15 protein-coding genes are annotated in these 18,685 nt (G+C 70.5%); 8 read left to right on the top strand and 7 right to left on the bottom strand.

The annotated features are described in order from the left end of the window. Window positions 1-24: 24 nt before the first annotated feature. Genes ABRP24_RS00435 through ABRP24_RS00420 form a run of 4 tightly spaced genes read right to left on the bottom strand, consistent with a single transcriptional unit; the run spans window position 25 to window position 2,513 of the window. Window positions 25-336 (bottom strand): transcriptional regulator, encoded by a 312-nt coding sequence (locus tag ABRP24_RS00435; protein WP_349849622.1) that lies wholly within the window; start codon window positions 334-336, stop codon window positions 25-27. Next, complete coding sequence (locus ABRP24_RS00430) at window positions 333-743, bottom strand: hypothetical protein (protein WP_349849624.1); 411 nt, start codon at window positions 741-743, stop codon at window positions 333-335. The genes ABRP24_RS00435 and ABRP24_RS00430 overlap by 4 nt, the downstream gene beginning before the upstream one ends. A gap of 28 nt (window positions 744-771) precedes the next feature. Next, window positions 772-1,467, bottom strand: coding sequence for an ABC transporter permease (locus ABRP24_RS00425; protein ID WP_349849626.1), 696 nt, complete (start codon window positions 1,465-1,467; stop codon window positions 772-774). Next, window positions 1,464-2,513, bottom strand: coding sequence for an ABC transporter ATP-binding protein (locus ABRP24_RS00420; RefSeq protein WP_371836697.1), 1,050 nt, complete (start codon window positions 2,511-2,513; stop codon window positions 1,464-1,466). The genes ABRP24_RS00425 and ABRP24_RS00420 overlap by 4 nt, the downstream gene beginning before the upstream one ends. A gap of 106 nt (window positions 2,514-2,619) precedes the next feature. Between ABRP24_RS00420 and ABRP24_RS00415 the strand changes: the two genes are divergently transcribed. The 3 genes from ABRP24_RS00415 (at window position 2,620) to ABRP24_RS00405 (ending at window position 4,652) form a co-directional block, all read left to right on the top strand. Continuing rightward, entirely contained in the window at window positions 2,620-3,627 is a 1,008-nt protein-coding gene (locus ABRP24_RS00415; protein ID WP_301596603.1) for a sensor histidine kinase, read from the top strand. Next, window positions 3,624-4,226, top strand: coding sequence for a response regulator transcription factor (locus ABRP24_RS00410; RefSeq protein ID WP_163342811.1), 603 nt, complete (start codon window positions 3,624-3,626; stop codon window positions 4,224-4,226). The genes ABRP24_RS00415 and ABRP24_RS00410 overlap by 4 nt, the downstream gene beginning before the upstream one ends. Window positions 4,227-4,313: 87 nt before the next feature. Continuing rightward, window positions 4,314-4,652 (top strand): YciI family protein, encoded by a 339-nt coding sequence (locus ABRP24_RS00405; protein ID WP_349849630.1) that lies wholly within the window; start codon window positions 4,314-4,316, stop codon window positions 4,650-4,652. On the opposite strand, the gene ABRP24_RS00400 is transcribed toward ABRP24_RS00405, so the two are convergent. Beyond that, complete coding sequence (locus ABRP24_RS00400) at window positions 4,558-5,760, bottom strand: MFS transporter (RefSeq protein ID WP_349849632.1); 1,203 nt, start codon at window positions 5,758-5,760, stop codon at window positions 4,558-4,560. The genes ABRP24_RS00405 and ABRP24_RS00400 overlap by 95 nt on opposite strands. Window positions 5,761-5,822: 62 nt before the next feature. Here ABRP24_RS00400 and ABRP24_RS00395 point away from each other — a divergent pair, with 62 nt between their 5' ends. Further along, window positions 5,823-6,410, top strand: coding sequence for a TetR/AcrR family transcriptional regulator (locus tag ABRP24_RS00395; protein ID WP_349849634.1), 588 nt, complete (start codon window positions 5,823-5,825; stop codon window positions 6,408-6,410). Continuing rightward, a complete protein-coding gene (locus ABRP24_RS00390; protein WP_349849635.1) occupies window positions 6,407-7,300 on the top strand; it encodes an alpha/beta hydrolase-fold protein in 894 nt (297 codons plus the stop codon). Before ABRP24_RS00395 ends, ABRP24_RS00390 begins: the two co-directional genes overlap by 4 nt. Before the next feature lie 118 nt (window positions 7,301-7,418). Here the strand turns inward: ABRP24_RS00390 and ABRP24_RS00385 are convergent, their stop codons facing one another. Continuing rightward, a complete protein-coding gene (locus tag ABRP24_RS00385) occupies window positions 7,419-7,901 on the bottom strand; it encodes a RimK/LysX family protein (RefSeq protein ID WP_027465989.1) in 483 nt (160 codons plus the stop codon). An 87-nt stretch (window positions 7,902-7,988) separates the two neighbouring features. Between ABRP24_RS00385 and ABRP24_RS00380 the strand changes: the two genes are divergently transcribed. Continuing rightward, window positions 7,989-9,182: a RimK family alpha-L-glutamate ligase gene (locus ABRP24_RS00380; RefSeq protein WP_349849638.1), complete on the top strand. Its 1,194-nt coding sequence runs from the start codon at window positions 7,989-7,991 to the stop codon at window positions 9,180-9,182. A 95-nt stretch (window positions 9,183-9,277) separates the two neighbouring features. On the opposite strand, the gene ABRP24_RS00375 is transcribed toward ABRP24_RS00380, so the two are convergent. Continuing rightward, complete coding sequence (locus ABRP24_RS00375; protein ID WP_371836696.1) at window positions 9,278-14,686, bottom strand: Ig-like domain-containing protein; 5,409 nt, start codon at window positions 14,684-14,686, stop codon at window positions 9,278-9,280. Window positions 14,687-14,827: 141 nt separating this feature from the next. Here ABRP24_RS00375 and ABRP24_RS00370 point away from each other — a divergent pair, with 141 nt between their 5' ends. Both ABRP24_RS00370 and ABRP24_RS00365 read left to right on the top strand, forming a co-directional pair. Further along, entirely contained in the window at window positions 14,828-15,901 is a 1,074-nt protein-coding gene (locus tag ABRP24_RS00370; protein WP_042537701.1) for a 3-oxoacyl-ACP synthase III, read from the top strand. Then, on the top strand, window positions 15,898-18,615 hold the full coding sequence (locus ABRP24_RS00365; protein WP_349849643.1) for an alpha/beta fold hydrolase: 2,718 nt from the start codon (window positions 15,898-15,900) through the stop codon (window positions 18,613-18,615). Before ABRP24_RS00370 ends, ABRP24_RS00365 begins: the two co-directional genes overlap by 4 nt. Window positions 18,616-18,685: the final 70 nt, after the last annotated feature.

Raw genomic sequence — 18,685 nt, 5'->3', positions numbered from 1 at the left:
CGGTTGCGCATTCGCTGTGCTGTCTCAGGTGGAATGCGATTCTGCGATGGTCCGCAGCACTGTCAGATGACGCTCGAAGGCAACGCGCCCGTTATCTGTGATCGCAAGCCAGCTCCGTGTACTGCGTCCGACCCGCAACCGACGAACCGTGACGAAGTCGGCGTCCCGGAGGACGGTGGCGGCCTGCGACAGCGTGGAGTCACTGACTTCGAGGGCATCGCGGACTGCCCTGAACTCGGCTTCGTCAACCGTGCGGAGCAGAGCCAGCAGCGAGAATCGAACCGGTGAGTGCACCCGGTCGTCAAGCTCGTGCCTTGGATGCGGGCCCGGTGTCATCGTCGACGCGGCCGGGCGAGCACCGCAGCCACGATCAGGGGTGCGGCAACGACCAACGACGTCGCGCCCCAGGCCGCCACCGAAGCGGTGCCATCGAGGCCTCGCAGTACCGCGGCTTCGAGCGGTGCGACAGCGAGCAGGTACAGGATGCCGGTGGTCGCCCAGGCCGCTGTCATGAGCTTGTTGCCGCCTCGTGGCACCACGCGCCGAGTGGCGGCCACGAGCCAGAGTGTGACGACGATCGCTGCTGCGACCACGAGGCTGAGGAGCCGGGGGGTGCCCAGTCCTTCGACGAAGAATACGAACGCAGCAACGACCACTGCACTGCACAGGAACACGGGGGACTGCCAGCCGCGGCCGTGTCCGAGGCGGGCTTCGGGTCCAGAGGGTCGATCAAGAGCGCTCATGTTCATAGATCCTAAACGTGTATTCGGGTCACGACCTGATGTCCCAGCGGAACACCAGCTTCGCGACGAACCCGCCGAGTGCCACCCAGCCAAACGTGGGCAGCAGGAACAGCCAAGTCGCCCCGAGGTCCCCGGTCCACGACGCCTCGGCGAGCAGTGCGATTCCTCCACCGGGGAGCCAGCCGGCGATCGGTTGGTCCGACATGAGCGCCCAAACGGCCACGACGATGGTGCCCATGAACACCGGGAGGCACGTGTACTGCGCGCTCTCCGGCGAACCGGTCACTCCCGCAGTGGCCATCGCGAGGGCAATGAACATCGCCTCGGCGGCGATGACCGTGAGGCCGAGCAACCACGGGTGCGTGAGCGGATCGCCCGTGGTGGCGCCCAGCACGATCAAGACGATCGCGAGCTGGACGAGGTTGACGACCACGATGGGGAGCGTCATCCCGAGCAGGATTTGCACATCGGACGGCACGGTGCTCCGGAGGCGCTTCAAGAAGTGTGTCTGCCGTCTTGCCGCAAGCGTCGTGGTGGACACGGAGTAAGTGCCCATCGCGCTGAGACCGACCACGATGCACGCACTCGCGTACGCGGCTGAGCCGTTGCGCGCTCCGGAGAGCACGAAGAATGCGCCGAATGCGATCGGCAGGAGCACTGCACTCGCGAGGACGGTCCGGTTCCTGAGCAACATGAGGAGCTCGGCACGGGCGATGGCGGTCACTGGACGGTCTCCGTCCCGGTCTGGTCCCGGCCGAGCCGGTCGAAAACGGCCTCGAGCCGTGGTGCGGCCGTCGTGAGGTCCGCGACGCTTGCGCCGGTCCGATCTGACCATGCGAAGACCGCTCGCACGGTCGACTGAACGTCGCTGGTCCGGATCGTCATGCGGCCGTCGTGATCGCGGACGGCGTCGAGGTCGGTGATCGCGGATCCGGAATCTGTCCGGAACGAGACGGCGCCGATCTCTCGAGCGAGGATCTCGCTTGCGCTGCCGTCTGAGACGATCCTGCCTGCGTGCATGAGAACGATGCGGTCAGCGTGCCGTTCTGCTTCTTCGAGATAGTGAGTGGAGACCACGACCGTCGTGCCCTGTGCACGGAGGCTGTCGATGTGCGCCCAGATCCCGGACCGTGCCGTCGGGTCCAGACCGGTCGTCGGTTCATCGAGGAGCAGGAGCTCCGGTTCTCCCCACACGGCAGCGGCGAGGTCGAGTCGTCGGCGCTCTCCGCCGGAGAGCGACTTCACCGGACGACGAGCATGGTCGGTCAGGCCGACGAGGTCTAGCACACGGCCCAGCTCGTCGTGTCTACCGGAGACCTCGCCGAGTACTCGGAGGCACTGCGTGACTGAGAGGTCCGGGGATGTGCCGCCTTCTTGGAGCACGACGCCCGTCCGGCGGTGCACCTGCCGGCGGTCCCGAGGGTCGAGGCCGAACACCCGGACCGATCCCTGCTCCGGGGTGGTGTGGCCTTCAAGGATGTCGAACAAGGTCGACTTCCCTGCTCCGTTCGTGCCGAGCACGGCTGTCACTTGGCCGGCGGGGACGTCGAGATCGACGTGGCAGAGCACCTGGTTGCCGCCGAAGCGATGGTTGACGCCCCGGGCCTCGATGACGTGGTCCAGTGCAACAGGATGCATGGAGTCAGTCTGTGGTTTGAAGGTGCTCTGGCACAGTGACAGACAGCAGCATCGCGCATGACAATTGTCAGGTCTCGACGCTAGGCTCGGAGGGAGTTGTACTACAAATGTCAGATATCGGGGGATGTCCATGGGGAGAGATGCTGTGCGGCAGGGTGGACGAGTGGCAATGGGGCCGCCGTGTGCGGACCCACTGAGACGACTGCACCGCTACACGACGCTCAGCCTCGTCGCTGCATTGGCACTGACCGCCGTTTCGCTGGCACCGCGAGTCGAGGACGTCACCGTGCGGGCGATCTTCCTGGTCGGCGCGGCCGTCGCCTCGCTGCTCGCAGTCTGGTGGGACCGCCGCGCTCCGAGCGCGATCTTCGCCAGCGGCGTGGTGTTGACCGCTCCGCTCTGGGCTGTCGGGGCGCTCGCCGGAGAGGGCCTAACGGTCGTTCCGGTCGCACTGGTCCTCGCGTTCCGTACGCCCCACGTCCGTCGAGTGATCGTCCACGTGGCGGTGCTGGTGACGGCGCTGATTGCCGTGCCGACCGTTGTCGCGTCGGCTGATCATGACGGCGGTGCCTTCTTCGACATCGCGGTAATCGCGTTCCTCGGCTTCGGCGCCGCCTACGGGGTCGTGCTCCTCAATGGCTACGCCTGGCGCCTTGCCTCGGGTATCGCCGCGGCGGGACGGGCGGAAGCCGAGCTCGCTGTCCTCCGAGAGCGTGTCCGGTTCGCGAGTGACCTCCACGACGTCCAGGGACACAGCCTCCACGTGCTCCGGATGCGCCTCGCCACGGCTGAGGTACTCCTCGAGCGTGATGGCCGGGCGGCTGCGGACGAGCTCCGCGCGGCGTCCGAACTCGTCGAGGACTCGATCCGAATAGGTCGCTCGCTTGCATTCGGGGAGCGCGAAGTCGTGCTCGAACAGGAGGTGACGAACGCAGTGAACCTCTTCGACGCCGCCGCCATCCGATGCGAAGTCGATGCTCGCGGTACCGTGCCGCCGGAACGGAACAGGCTCTTCGGTCAGCTGGTGCGAGAGAGCGCAACGAACATTCTGCGTCATGCGCAGGCGACGTGGGTGCGGATCGAGATCACCTCCGACAGTGTGCTGGTCGAGAATGACGGCGTGTGTCGGCCGGCTGCTGCGCCGCGAGGACTCGCGACGCTCGGTGGGCGATTCCGAGCCGATGGCGGTTCGTTCTCGAGTGGCGTCGTCGACGACGTGTTTCGAGTCCGGGGTTTCGTCGCATGACGACTGTGCTCGTCGCCGAGGACGAAGCGCTCCTGCGTGCGGCGCTCGTGTCGTTCATCGGGCACGCAGAAGGGGTCGACGTGGTCGCCGAGTGCGCGAACGGAGCCGAGGCAGTCGCCGCGCACGCGCGTGTCTCACCGGACGTCGTCGTGCTCGACCTCGAGATGCCGGTCCTCGATGGGCTCGGTGCGGCCACGGAGATCCTCGCTGCCCGACCAGATGCCGCCGTGCTCATCGTCACGAGGCACGCTCGACCTGGAGTGCTCCGTCGTGCGTTGCGTGCCGGTGTCCGCGGGTTCCTCTCCAAGGACGTCGGACCAGGCAAGCTCCTCGAGGTGGTGGAAGAGCTTGCGGCGGGCCGGCGCTACGTGGACCCCGACATCACCGCGGCGGCGATGTCGGATGACAGTCCGCTCACCGACCGCGAGTCGGAGCTGCTCGAGCTGACCGACCTCGGGATGAGCGTCCGCGAGATGGCGGCAGCGCTGCATCTCGCACCGGGCACCATCCGGAACTACCTCTCGACTGCCATGGCGAAGACCGGGACCTCGTCTCGGCTGTCCGCGGCCCGCTCGGCGCGCGCGCGAGGCTGGGCCTGACCCGACCTGATTGCGGGTGCATCGCGCTGCGTTGGGTGGTCAGTGCGCGGCAGGAGTGGCCTCCCGCCAACGAGCAGGGGAGACGCCATGCAGTTCCTCGTCAACGTCATCGACGACGGTCAGGCCGCCGCCGTCGGCAACACGTACTCCGCGACCGACGCCGAAGCCGCAGCGGTCGATGCCTTCAACCAACGGATGGCCGACGCGATCGTGTTCGCCGCCGGGGTCTCCGCACCGGCCGACGCCACCGTGGTCGACGCCCGCGGGGGCGCGGCCGACGCGGGCACCGGGCCCGCCAGCAACTCCGACGAGTACGTCGCCGGGTTCTGGGTCATGGACCTCCCGGACGCCGAGACGGCTGCCCGGGTGGCGCACCAGGCGTCCGAGGCGTGCAACCGGAAGATCGAGCTCCGCCCGCTGCTCTGACGGCGCGGACCCCACCCGGCCGACGGGCCACCGCGGGGACGGCGCTCGCCGCGGTCACACCCGCCCCGACCACGAACGTCGCGACGAACCCGAACGCACCGACGAGCGCTCCGGCACCCGCAGCGCCCACGGCCTGCCCGAGCACGAGTGCGACGAACAGCATCGACGTGCCCGCCGACGACCGCTCGGCATCGATCTCGGTCGTCCACGCGATCAGCGCCCCGGTCGCCGCCGTGTAGCCCCAGCCGAACACGGCACACGCCAGCAGTGCCGCGACCGTCGCTTGCGGCGCTGCCCCCAACACCACGACGGCGACGGCGACCGACCCCGCCGTGACCGCCCAGAGCGTCCTGGCGCGCAGTCCGTTCGTCCAACGCGCAGTGACCACGACGGCCGCTCCGCCGATCCCGAGCGCGATCCAGGCCGACACCGAGACGACGACCGACGCTCCGGCCTCCACCAGCGCCGAACGTCCGTAGGTCCAGACGACGGCGGACCCGGCCCCGAACAGCATCGCCAGCACGAGGACCCCTCTGTGTGCCGCGAACCACGGAGCACCGGGCAGTGGCGACCGGGACGCGGCAGCCCCGCCGTTGGACGCCACGAGCAGCAGGGCTCCGACGGCCAGGGTGAACACCCCAGACACCGCCCAGGCCGTCCGCCAGTCGGGCAGCAGCACGAGTGCGAGCACCCCGGCGCCCACCAGCCCGGGGCCGGTGCCGGCGTTCACGATCGCCTGCGCGCGGCCCTGCAGTACCTGGGGCACCCGCGCCGCGACGATCCGGACGAGGGCGGGCGACGCGAGTCCGGCACCCGCCGACGCGAGTACGGCGCTGACGCCGAACGCCGGTGGCCCACCGGCCGTCGCCATGCCGATCGCACCGGCCCCCGCCACCAGGGTCGCGACCGTGACGAGCCCCCGGGGCATCCGTGCGGCGAGCAGGAACCCGGCCACCGCACCGACGCAGTACAGCGCCGAGGCACCCGACGAGACCCACCCGGCGGCGTCTGCCCGGAGCCCCAGGTCGCGCTGCACGTCGGGCAGGAACAGCCCGTACGCCAGGCGCACCAGGCCGTAGGTGGCGGCGATCAGGCCGAGTCCGCTCACCAGGAGCAGTTGATGTCGTAACAAAAACGATCGTTTCACTTTTCAGAGCCTAGGGTGCTCTCATGGTGATGCGCCCAGGGACCGAGCAGCGGCTGCTCGACGCCGCCGAGGAGCTCTTCTTCTCACAGGGCATCGCCGCCACCCCGATCGACGCCGTCCTCGAACGGGCCGGGGTCTCGACGGCCACCCTGTACCGCGGTTACGCGAGCAAGGAGTCCCTGGTCGCCGCGGCCCTCACCCGTCGCCACGAGGACTGGATCGCCACCTGGGACCGAGCGGTCGCCGCCGAACGGGACGACCTGGGCCGACTCCTGGCGGTGTTCGACGCCCTCGATGACTACCGCTCGACGCCCACGGGCTCCCGCTGGTGCGCCTTCCTCGGCACCGCCGCCGAGTACGCGGACGCCCCCGCCGAGGTCCGACGGGTCCTGGACCTCGAGACCACCACCTTGCGCCGGCGGCTCGTGGCACAGGCGGTGCCGGTGGTCGGTCCCCGTGCCGAGGTCCTCGCCGACCAGCTGCTGCTCATCGTCTCCGGTTACCTTGCGATGCGGTTGCGCGACCCCGCGCTCGACACGACGACGGCACGGTCCGTCGCCGCGTCCCTCATCCGGGAACACACCCCTGACGGAACGGCGCCCACCACATGACCCGATCGCGTGCGGCCACGATCACCCGCCGTTCCCTGCTGATCGGTGGCACGGGCGTCGTCGCCGCGGGAGCCGTGGCCGAGGGGATCAACCTCGGCCTGCTGCCCGGACGCTCGACCCTGTACCGGGTGCTCGGTCTGGACGGCACCGACGGCACGGTCCCCGACGTCGAGCCGGTCCCCACGGCCTCCGGCACCTTCGTCTCGACCGCTCGGAACGGCCGCACCGTCGGGTGGACGATCGCGGCCCCGGCATCCAACACCCCCTTGCCGGTGGCGGTCGCCCTGCACGGCTACGGCGACGACCACACCTCGTTCTTCGGGCGGAGCCTGGGTTACGACCGGTTCCTCGCAGCGCACGTCGCCGACGGCGGAGCGCCGTTCGCGATCGCCTCGATCGACGGCGGCAACCGCTACTGGCACCCACGAGCCGACGGGGACGACCCCGCCGCGATGGTCGTCGACGAGTTCCTGCCCCTGATCGCCCGCCGCGGCTTCGACACGGACCGCCTCGCCCTGACCGGCTACTCGATGGGTGGCTTCGGTGCCCTCCGACTCGGCGGAGTCCTCGGCACCTCGCGCGTCCGGGCCGTCTCGGCCATCAGCCCCGCGCTCTGGAAGTCGGCCGCCGACACTGCCCGCGGCGCCTTCGACGACGCCGCCGACTTCCGCGCGAACACCGTCCTCGGGCGGCAGCGCGCCCTGGACGGTGTCGCCGTCCGCGTCGACTGCGGCAACGGTGACGGGTTCGCGCCGGCGGTGCACACCTACGTCGACGGTTTCGACACGCCTCCGGCCGGAGGCTTCGCACCCGGCGCCCACACGCACGGGTACTGGCGCCGCCTGGCGCCACAGCAGCTCGCCTTCCTCGGCCGCCACCTCGGTCACTGACCGGGCCCGCGCCCGGGACGCGCGTCGAGACGGACGGGAGGCCCGTGGCGGCCCCGCACCGCGCCTCCAGGCCGTCGACCGGTCACCGCAACGGCCCGTGCCGCGTGACCAGGAGCGCTCAGGCGCGACCGCGGTTGCGGCGCCGGATCTCCTTCGGAGCCCGCCCGGCCATGAAGGACCGTGCAGGATCGACGAGGAAGCCCTGCCGGAGCGCCTCGCGACCGACGAGCATCCGGAACCCCATCTGGTCCCGGTTGCTCAAGGTGACCTCGGACTCGACGACCTGCCCGGCCAACGCGATCCGCGTGCGGACGACGATGCGCTCCTGGGTGTGCCCGGTCGAGCTGCGGACGATGCGGCGGTCGTGCACGTCGCACTCGATGGTGGAGGCGTCGGCATCGGTGTCCTGCCAGGGGTGCAGCGAGAACCGGACCCGCTCGCCGGGGAGTTCCTCGAGGTCGAAGGCGTGCAACGCGGAGCTCCGTGCGCCGGTGTCGAGCTTCACCTTGATCCACGGCACGCCGAGGTCCGGCAGTCCCGCCCACTCCCGCCACCCGGCGACGACGAGCCCGCTGTCGGAGGACTTCGGAGCTCGGGCCATGTGCCCATCCTGTCGCATGCTCCGTGGCCACGTCCGCATGCTTTGATGGAGCGTCGCCGTCGATCCGACCCAGCGGAGAACCCCTCGATGAAACTCGCCATCCTGTCGCGCGCGCCCCAGGCGTACTCGACCCAGCGCCTCCGCGCAGCGGCACTCGACCGCGGTCACGAGGTCAAGGTGCTCAACACCCTGCGCTTCGCGATCGACCTGTCCGGCGACGACCCGGACCTGCTCTACCGCGGCAAGCTGCTGAGCGACTACGACGCGGTGCTGCCGCGCATCGGCAACTCGATCACCTACTACGGCACCGCCGTGGTGCGCCAGTTCGAGCAGATGGACGTGTACACGCCGAACACGGCGAACGGCATCACGAACTCGCGCGACAAGCTCCGGGCGAACCAGATCCTGTCGCGGCACGACATCGGCATGCCGGCGACGACCTTCGTGGCCGGCCGCAACGACGTGCGCGGGGCGATCGAACGGGTCGGTGGCGCGCCCGTCGTCATCAAGCTCCTCGAGGGCACGCAGGGCATCGGTGTGATCCTGGCACCCGAGGCGAAGGTGGCCGAGTCGATCGTCGAGACCCTGCACTCCACCAAGCAGAACGTCCTGATCCAGCGGTTCATCGCGGAGAGCCGCGGTCGTGACATCCGGGCCCTCGTCGTCGGTGACCGGGTCGTGGCGGCGATGCGCCGGACCGCCTCGGGTGACGAGTTCCGCTCGAACGTGCACCGCGGCGGCACCGTCGAGAAGGTCACGCTCTCGCCCGAGTACGAGGCCGTTGCCGTGCGCTCGGCGCAGATCATGGGCCTCAAGGTCGCCGGCGTCGACATGCTCGAGGGCAACGACGGGCCCCTCGTGATGGAGGTCAATTCCTCGCCAGGACTCGAGGGCGTCGAGCGTGCCACCGGCCTCGACATCGCCGGTGCGATCGTCGACTTCATCGCGAACCAGGTCGCGTTCCCCGAGATCGACGTCCGTCAGCGGCTGTCCGTCTCGACCGGCTACGGCGTCGCCGAGCTCCTCGTGCACACCAACGCCGACCTGGTCGGCAGGACGATCAAGGAGTCCGGGCTCTGGGACCGTGACATCACGGTCCTCACGCTGCACCGCGGCTCGAACGTCATCCCCAACCCGCGCAGTGGCGTCGCCCTCGAGCCGGGGGACCGCCTGCTCTGCTTCGGCAAGCTCGAGGAGATGCGGTCGATGATCCCGGAGCGCCGCAAACGGCGCGCGAAGGTGCGGAAGCTGCCGAAGGAGCCGTTGCAGACCGAGGGCTGAGCGCTCGGGCGCTGCAGCGCCGTGACAGCCGGGAGGCCCGGATCGCGTCCCCTCGTCGGGTACGTGATCCGGGCCTCCAGTCCGCAGTCCGGGGCTCAGTCGCCGCGCACGTCGCCTTGGCGTCGGCGCGCGAGCAGGCGCAGGACGGCGCCGAGCCCGAGCGCGGTCAGCGCGGCGGCGAGCCAGCCGCCGAGCTCGACGCCGGTGAAGGCGAGCTCACGGTTGGTGGTGGCGGCGCCGGTGGGGCTGGCTCCGTCGGTCTCCGGAGCGGGTGCGGTGCGATCGTCGGTCGTGCCGAGCTGCGTGCCCGTGCCCGGGGTCACGATCACCGGGAACGCGATTCCCGTTCCGGCCCCGTGGTCGTTCTCGTCGTTCTCGGCATCGCCATCGTCATCGCCTTCGCTCTCGGGGACGAGCGTGACGAGCATGCTCGAGCCCGGTGAGACGTGACCGAAGCGGTCCACGGCGACGACCGACAGCAGGTGTGCTCCCGGCTCCAGGGGAACCGTCGTCCGGAAGGCGAACCGCCCGTCGGAGTCCGCTGTCCCACGGCCGATCTCACGGCCGTCGGCGTCGCGGATGACGACCGTCGAGCCGGGCTCGGCGGAGCCCCGGACGATGCCGGTGCCGTCGACGATGTCGTCGAACGCCTCGAGGACGGGTGCCGCCGGGGCCTCGGTGTCGACGTCGACCGTGGTCTTCGTCTGCTCGGAGGTGTTGCCGGCCTTGTCCTGCGCGATGAGTTCGAGGTCGTGCGCCCCGTCCGTGAGCGGCTCGTCGAGGACGATCTCGAAGTCGCCGTTCTCGTCCGCGGTGCCGCGGCCGAGTTCGTTGCCGTCCTCGTCGCGGATGATCACGGCGGAGCCCGGCTCGGCGGTCCCGGTGATCGGGCCCTTGCCGTCAGCGAGGTCGGACGGGCTGGTGACGACTGGTGCCGTGGGGGCTTCGGTGTCGACGTCGACCGTGGTGTCGGTCGAGTCAGATTCGTTGCCGGCCTTGTCCTGGGCGATGAGTTCGAGCTTGTGCTCGCCGTCGTCGAGGGGCTCATCGAGTTCGATGGAGAAGTCGCCGTCGTCGTTGGCTTCGCCGCGGCCGATCTCGTTGCCGTCCTCGCCGCGGATGATCACGATCGAGCCGGGTTCGGCGGTGCCGCTGATCGGGCCCTTGCCGTTGTCGAGATCGCTGGGGCTGGTGACGACCGGTGCCGTGGGGGCTTCCGTGTCGATGTCGACCGTGGTCTTCGTCTCTTCGGAGGTGTTGCCGGCGTCGTCCTGCGCGACGAGTTCGAGCTTGTGCTCGCCGTCGTTGAGGGGCTCGTCGAGTTCGATGGAGAAGTCGCCGTCGTCGTTGGCTTCGCCGCGGCCGATCTCGGTGCCGTCTTCATCGCGGATGATGACCGTGGAGCCGGGTTCGGCGGTGCCGGTGATGGGGCCCTTGCCGTCAGCGAGGTCAGAGGGGCTGGTGACGACGGGTGCGTCCGGTGCCTTCGTGTCGACGTCGACGGTGGTCGTCGTCTCGTCGGAGGTGTTGCCGGCCTTGTCTTCGGCGATGAGTTCGAGCTTGTGCTCGCCGTCATCAAGGGGCTCATCGAGCTCGATGCTGAAGTCGCCGTCGTCGTTGGCCTCACCGCGGCCGATCTCGTTACCGTCCTCGTCACGGATGATCACAGTGGAGCCGGGTTCCGCGGTTCCGCTGATCGGACCGTTGCCGTTGTCGAGGTCCTTGGGGCTGGTCACGACCGGTGCCGTCGGGGCTTCGGTGTCGACGTCGACCGTGGTGTCGGTCGGGCCAGATTCGTTGCCGGCCTTGTCTGCAGCGATGAGTTCGAGCTTGTGCTCGCCGTCGTCGAGCGGTTCGTCCAGCTCGATGCTGAAGTCCCCGTCGTCGTTGGCTTCGCCGCGGCCGATCTCGTTGCCCTCCTCGTCGCGGATGATCACGATCGAGCCGGGCTCGGCGGTGCCGCTGATCGGGCCCTTGCCGTTGTCGAGATCGCTGGGGCTGGTCACGACCGGTGCGGTCGGTGCCTTCGTGTCGACGTCGACCGTGGTCTTCGTCTCCTCGGAGGTGTTGCCGGCGTCGTCCTGGGCGATCAGTTCGAGCTTGTGCTCGCCGTCATCCAGGGGCTCGTCGAGCTCGATGGAGAAGTCTCCGTCGTCGTTGGCTTCGCCGCGGCCGATCTCGTTGCCGTCCTCGTCGCGGATGATCACGGTCGAGCCGGGCTCCGCGGTGCCGGTGAGGGGTCCCTTGCCGTCAGCGAGGTCAGAGGGGCTGGTCACGATCGGCGCGGTCGGTGCCTTCGTGTCGACGTCGACGGTGGTCTTCGTCTCTTCGGAGGCATTGCCGGCCTTGTCCTGCGCGACGAGTTCGAGCTTGTGCTCGCCGTCGTTGAGCGGTTCGTCCAGTTCGATGCTGAAGTCGCCGTCGTCGTTGGCTTCGCCGCGGCCGAGTTCGTTGCCGTCCTCGTCGCGGATGATGACCGTCGAGCCGGGCTCCGCGGTCCCGGTGATGGGGCCCTTGCCGTCGCTCAGGTCGGACGGGCTGGTCACGACGGGCGCGGTCGGTGATTCGGTGTCGACGTCGACGGTGGTCTTCGTCTTTTCGGAGGTGTTGCCGGCCTTGTCCTGCGCGACGAGTTCGAGCTTGTGCTCGCCGTCGTTGAGCGGCTCGTCCAGTTCGATGCTGAAGTCTCCGTCGTCGTTGGCTTCGCCGCGGCCGATCTCGTTGCCGTCTTCATCGCGGATGATGACCGTGGAGCCGGGCTCGGCGGTCCCGCTGATGGGGCCCTTGCCGTCGCTCAGGTCGGACGGGCTGGTGACGACGGGTGCGGTCGGTGCCTTCGTGTCGACGTCGACCGTGGTCTTCGTCTCTTCGGAGGTGTTGCCGGCGTCGTCCTGGGCGATGAGTTCGAGCTTGTGCTCGCCGTCGTTGAGCGGTTCGTCCAGCTCGATGCTGAAGTCTCCGTCGTCGTTGGCTTCGCCGCGGCCGATCTCGTTGCCGTCCTCGTCACGGATGATCACGGTGGAGCCGGGCTCGGCGGTCCCGCTGATGGGGCCCTTGCCGTCGCTCAGGTCGGACGGGCTGGTGACGACGGGTGCGGTCGGTGCCTTCGTGTCGACGTCGACCGTGGTCTTCGTCTCTTCGGAGGTATTACCGGCCTTGTCCTGCGCGACGAGTTCGAGCTTGTGCTCGCCGTCGTTGAGCGGTTCGTCCAGCTCGATGCTGAAGTCGCCGTCGTCGTTGGCTTCGCCGCGGCCGATCTCGTTGCCGTCCTCGTCACGGATGATGACCGTCGAGCCGGGCTCGGCGGTCCCGGTGATGGGGCCCTTACCGTTGTCGAGGTCAGAGGGGCTGGTGACCACTGGTGCGTCGGGTGCTTCGGTGTCGACGTCAACCGTGACCGGGGTGGGGGTCGAGATGTTGCCGGCGTTGTCCTGGGCGACGAGTTCGAGCTTGTGCTCGCCGTCATCAAGGGGCTCGTCCAGCTCGATGCTGAAGTCGCCGTCGTCGTTGGCCTCGCCGCGGCCGATCTCCTTGCCGTCCTCGTCACGGACGATGACCGTGGAGCCCGGCTCCGCCGTCCCGGCGATCGGGCCCTTGCCGTCAGCCAGGTCGGTCGGACCGGTGACGATCGGTGCGTTCGGAGCGTCGTCGTCCACGTCCACCGTGACCGGCGTCGGGGACGAGACGTTGCCGGCCTCGTCCTGCGCGACGAGCTCGAGGTCGTGCGCGCCGTCGTCGAGCGGCTCGTCGAGCACGATGGTGAACTGCCCGTCGTCGCGGGCCTCGGCACGGCCGAGTTCGTTGCCGTCGGCGTCACGCACGATCACCGTCGAACCGGGTTCGGCTGACCCGGTGAAGGGGCCGGTGCCGTCGGCGAGGAACTCGGGGGTCGTGCTGATCGGCGCATCGGGTGCGGTGACGTCGGGTGCGGTGACGGTCACGGGCGAGGGAGCCGACTCGTTGCCGGCGTCGTCCTGTGCGACGACCTCCAGGCCGTGGTCGCCCTCGGTCAGCGGCTCGTCCAGATCGACCGAGAAGTCGCCGTCGTCGTTGGCTTCGCCGCGCCCGATCTCGTCGCCGTCCCGGTCGCGGATGATGACGATGGAGCCGGGCTCGGCGGTGCCGACCACCGGACCGGTCGGGGTCGCGAGGTCCTGGCGCTCGACGATCGGAGCACCGGGCGCGGTGGTGTCCGGGACGACCGCGGTCGCGGTCGCCGGGCCGGACTCGTTGCCGACCGCGTCGGCGGCGACGACCACGAGGTCGGTCGCGCCCTCGGGCAGCGGTGCGTCGAGACGGACGGAGAAGTCACCGTCCTCGTTCGCGCGGTCGCGGCCGAGTTCGTTGCCGGCCTCGTCGCGGACGATGACGATGGAGCCCGGCTCGGCGGTGCCGGTGATGGGTCCGGTCGGGTCGGCGAGGGTGCCGGGGTCGTCGACGATCGGGACGTCGGGGGCGGTGGCGTCGACGTCGAGGGTCGCCGTGGTGGGTTCGGCGGTGAAGCCGTTGCGGTGCTGCACGGCGGTGACGGTGACCGACCCGTCTGACAGCGCCTCTGTGACGGGGAGCGACCAGGTGCCGTCGTCGCCGACGGGGACGTTCACCGGAGCCCGGTCACCGACGGTGACGTCGACGGTGCCGCCGGGGACGCCCTGGCCGGTGATGGTCGGCTTCGGTCCGACTGCTGCGGTCGGCTCGTCGATGACGGCGGAGGTCAGTGGGATGGTGACCTTCCACGTCGATGTCGTCTGCTCGTTCGTGTTGACGTAGTCGGTGGCGGCGTTCGGGGCGAACGAGCCGTGCACCGTGACGACGTCGCCCGGCAGCGCCGAAGCGTCGACGGTGATCGGCACCCGGATGTGGTTGAAGTTCGCTCCACCGGTGTTGAGCGGCTGGGGATTCGCTCCGAGGCAGTCGGTCTGCGTGGGAGACGTGAACGTGCAGTTCGCGACGTTCGCCGTGCCCGAGTTCGCCACGCTGAACGGCGGTCGTCCGCGTGTGAAGGTCGCGGGGCCGGTGATGGTCCAGTGGAAGTCGAGCGAGCGGCTCGGGATCGTGAAGCCACTCGCGTTCTTGACGTTGAAGATCGACGTCTCGAACCGCTGTCCCGGCTGGCCGGTCGTGTCCTGGTCGCCGATGACGTAGACGTTGATCGGCGTCTCGTTCGGCGTGACCTCGTCGGTCGTGGGCTGTGCCTCGGGCGTGGGGGTCGGGGCGGGCGCGGTGCTCGGCGCCGGGGCCGGCTCCGGCTCCGGCTCCGTGGCGGGGTCGGCGTCGACCGGGGGCGCGGTGTCCGCGGGCGCCTCGGGTTCGACGGGCGAACCACTGTCGACAGGTGCCTCGGCCTCGCCCGGCGCCTCCGGCTCCACGGACACGTCGGCTCGCTCCTCGGTCGGCGCGGGTGCCGTCGTGACGGTCGTCGCGGCGGCCATGTCCGGCACGGCCAACGGCGCGAAGGCCAGCAGGAGGGCTGCGGCAGAGGTGGACTTGCTGAGCGGGGGCATTCGGGGCTCCAATCGAAGTGGTCGGTAGCCATCGTATGCAATATGTATTTCACATGCAATGCATTGCTCGGATTCAGGGCCGTCCAGCGCATCCGGATCGCGCACACAGGCCAGATGCGGAAGTATGTGTCGGTGACGATCATGACGGAACGGCCGGTCGACCAGGCATCGAGCAGTGAACCGGAGCAGCCCGGCAACGCCACGGCGAAGCACCGGAACGTCTCACTGCTCTCCGTGGCGACCACCACGGCGGAGCGTGTGACGACCTCGGCCGACATCGAGGCCAAGCTCCGCGGGGTCCTCCGTCGGCTCCGTCTGCCGATGGGACTGCTCGAGCGCGTCGCCGGGGTCATCGAGCGCCGCAACTGGGGCGAGGGCCAGACCTTCCAGGACGCGGCGATCGACGCCGGCCGTCGTGCCATGGCCGAAGCCGGTGTCCGTCCGGACGAGATCGGGCTGCTCATCAACACCTCGGTGACGCGCCCGCACCTCGAGCCGTCGGTGGCCGTCCGCCTGCACCACGGCCTCGGGCTGCCGTCGTCCGCCATCAACTTCGACATCGCGAACGCCTGCCTGGGGTTCGTCAACGCCATGAGCGTCGCCGCGGGCATGATCGACTCCGGGCAGATCAAGTACGCGCTCGTCGTCGACGGCGAGGACGCCGACCAGGTGCAGCTCAACACGATCGACCGCCTGAACCAGGGCGGCCGGAACCGCAAGGACTTCATGAGCGAGTTCGCGAGCCTGACCCTCGGGTCCGGTGCCGCGGCGGCCGTGCTCGGCCCGGCGGACCTGCACCCCGAAGGCCACCGGATCGTCGGCGGCGTCACCCGCGCGGCGACCCAGTGGTACGACCTGTGCGTCGGCAGCGTCGACGGCATGTTCACGGACGCGAAGATGCTGCTCAAGGGCGGCATGGAACTCGTCGTCGCTGCCTGGACCGAGGCCCGAGCCCACTTCGACTGGGCCGACATGGACCGCTACGTGCTGCACCAGGTCTCCGACGTGCACACCAACGCCTTCGTCGAGGCGATCGGCATCCCGCGCGACAAGGTCCCCACCACGTACCAGCGGTTCGGCAACGTCGGCCCCGCGTCGATCCCGATCACCCTGGCAGACGAGGTCGCTTCCGGCGGCATCCGTCGCGGTGACCGTGTGTTCCTGGGTGGCGTCGGTTCCGGCATCAACACGGCGATGATGGAACTCCACTGGTGAGGTCCCGGCTGCCCCGCGTCGCCGCGAGCACGGCTCCGGCGACGCAGCCGCCCTCCCTGCCCGGCCTCGACCCGGCCTGGTCGCGTCTGGTCACCGTCCCCGCGTGGTCCGGAGATCGGACGGGAGGCACAGATCGCGCCGCGCGCACCTGGCACCTCCTCGACACGGCCGGGTCCCTGGCCGCGATCGGCGTGGAACCGATCGGCACGATCCTCTGCGTGCACGGCAACCCGACGTGGTCGTACCTGTGGCGGTCGGTGCTCCGCACCTCGCTCGAGGTCGCGCAGGCCGGCGGACCGGCCTGGCGTGTGGTCGCGGTCGACCAGCTCGACATGGGCTTCTCGGAGCGCACCGGCGTCGAGCGCGGACTGGCGCAGCGCGTCGCGGACCTCGGAGCCCTGACCGACGAACTCGGGCTGACCGGACCGGTCGTCACCCTCGGCCACGACTGGGGCGGCGTGGTGTCGCTCGGCTGGGCGGTCGACCACCCGGACGTCCTGGCCGCCGCGATGACGTGCAACACCGCCGTGCACCAGCCCGACGACGCCCCGATCCCCGCACCGCTGCGGCTCGCCCTCGGTCCGGGCATGCTCGGCCGCGCGACCGTCGTGACCCCGGCGTTCCTCGAGACCACCCTGGCCATCGCGCACCCGAAGCTCGAGCGGGCCGTCGCCGACGGTTACCGGGCGCCCTACCGCGGTGCGGCCCGACGCGGTGGCATCGGCGGGTTCGTCGCGGACATCCCCGTCGATGCCCGGCACCGGAGCGCACCCGAACTCGACCGCATCGCCGCCGGGGTCGCCGCGCTCGACGTGCCGGTGCTCCTGCTCTGGGGTCCCCGCGACCCGGTGTTCCTCGAGCGCTACCTGGACGACCTGACCGAACGCGTGCCGCACGCCGACGTCCACCGGTTCGAGGGCGCCGGGCACCTGCTGCCTGATGACGCCGACGTGGCGGGCGCGGTGTTCGACTGGCTCGGTGACCGCCTGCCGGACGGTGGCCGTCCTGCCCAGGCCCCCACGGGCCTCCAGTCCGACGCCGTGGACCCGGGCCAGCCCGCACAGGCGACCCCGCCGCTCTGGGCGCGGCTCGACGAACTGCTCGAGAGCGACGAACCCGCGCTGGTCGAGATGGCCGCCGCCGGTGGCCCCCGCACGATCACGTGGCGGCTGCTCGCCCGACGGGTCGACGAGATCGCCGCAGGACTCGACGACCTGGGCGTCCGGAGCGGCGACCGTGTCTCGCTGCTGGTGACCCCCGGCGCCGACCTGACCGCCGTCCTGTACGCCTGCGTGCGGATCGGGGCGGTCGTCGTCGTCGCGGACGCCGGACTCGGACTCGGCGGCCTGACCCGGGCCGTCCGCGGAGCCCGACCGGACTGGATCATCGGCGCGCTGCCCGGGCTCGGTGCCGCGCGTGCCCTCGGCTGGCCGGGGCGACGCATCGCGACGGTCTCGTTGCCCGCGCCGGCCCGGAAGGCGCTGCGCGTGGAGCACACGCTCGTCGACGTCGCCCGCCGCGGCGCCCGCCGTCTCGCGCACGGCGCCGCGCTGCCGACGGCCCCGTCGCCGGACGCGCCCGCTGCCGTGCTCTTCACCTCGGGATCGACCGGGCCGGCGAAGGGCGTCGTGTACACGCACGGGCAACTCAGTGCCGTCCGGGACGCCCTGGCCACCCAGTACGACGTCGGTGTCGGCACCGGCCTCGTCGCCGGGTTCGCACCGTTCGCGCTGCTCGGCCCGGCCCTCGGGGCGCGGTCGGTCGCGCCCGACATGGACGTCACCGCGCCGCGCACCCTGACGGCGAAGGCGGTCGCGGCCTCGGTCGCCGCGGCGGACGCCACCGTGGTGTTCCTGTCGCCGGCGGCCCTGGCGAACGTCGTCGCGACCGCGTCGGAACTCACCGACGCCGACCGCCAGGCGCTGCGGGGCGTGCGGCTGTTCCTGTCGGCCGGGGCTCCCGTCTCGGCCGCGCTGCTCACCGCGGCGACCGAGCTGATGCCGAACGCCAGCGCGCACACCCCCTACGGCATGACCGAGGGGCTCCTCATGACGGACGTCGACCTGGACGGGGTCCGTGCCGCCAGCCGGTCCGGTGACGAGGGGATCTGCGTGGGGGCGCCGGCAGCGAACGTCCGCGTCCGCATCGCACCGCTCGACGGTTCCGGGCGCTCGACCGGAGCCCTGACGGACGAGCCAGGGATCACCGGCGAGATCGTCGTCGCGGCACCACACGTGCGCGACCACTACGACCGGCTCTGGCGCACCGACCGGGTCTCGCGCCTCGGCGTCGACGACCCGCGTGGGCACCGCACCGGGGACGTCGGGCACCTGGACGCCGCGGGGCGGATCTGGGTCGAGGGCCGGCTGCAGCACGTGCTCACCACCCCGGACGGGGTGGTCACGCCGGTGGGGCCGGAGCAGCGGATCGAGGGCGTCGACGGTGTCGGACGTGCCGGGGTCGCTGGCATCGGGCCGATCGGCACCCAGCAGGTGGTGGCCGTCGTCGAGACCGACCCCGCGGCGCGCCGGCCCGGGCTGGCGTCACCGCAGCTCGCCGCAGCGGTCCGTGCCGCCGCCGGAGTGCCACTCGCCGCGGTGCTCGTCGTGCCCGTGCTGCCGACGGACATCCGGCACAACTCCAAGGTCGACCGCACCCGGCTGTCCCGCTGGGCCGGCTCGGTGCTGTCCGGCGGCCGGATGGTGCGCCCGTGAGCGGGGCGTTCGGCGCGTTCTCGCGCGCTCAGCGACACCTCACGGGCCGTCGGGTGCGTGAGGTGTCGGT

This window comes from Curtobacterium sp. WHRI 8282 (assembly GCF_040223925.2).
Lineage (GTDB): Bacteria > Actinomycetota > Actinomycetes > Actinomycetales > Microbacteriaceae > Curtobacterium > Curtobacterium flaccumfaciens.
Note: the sequence above shows the minus strand (reverse complement) of the source record. Positions and strands in the feature narration are given on the sequence as shown.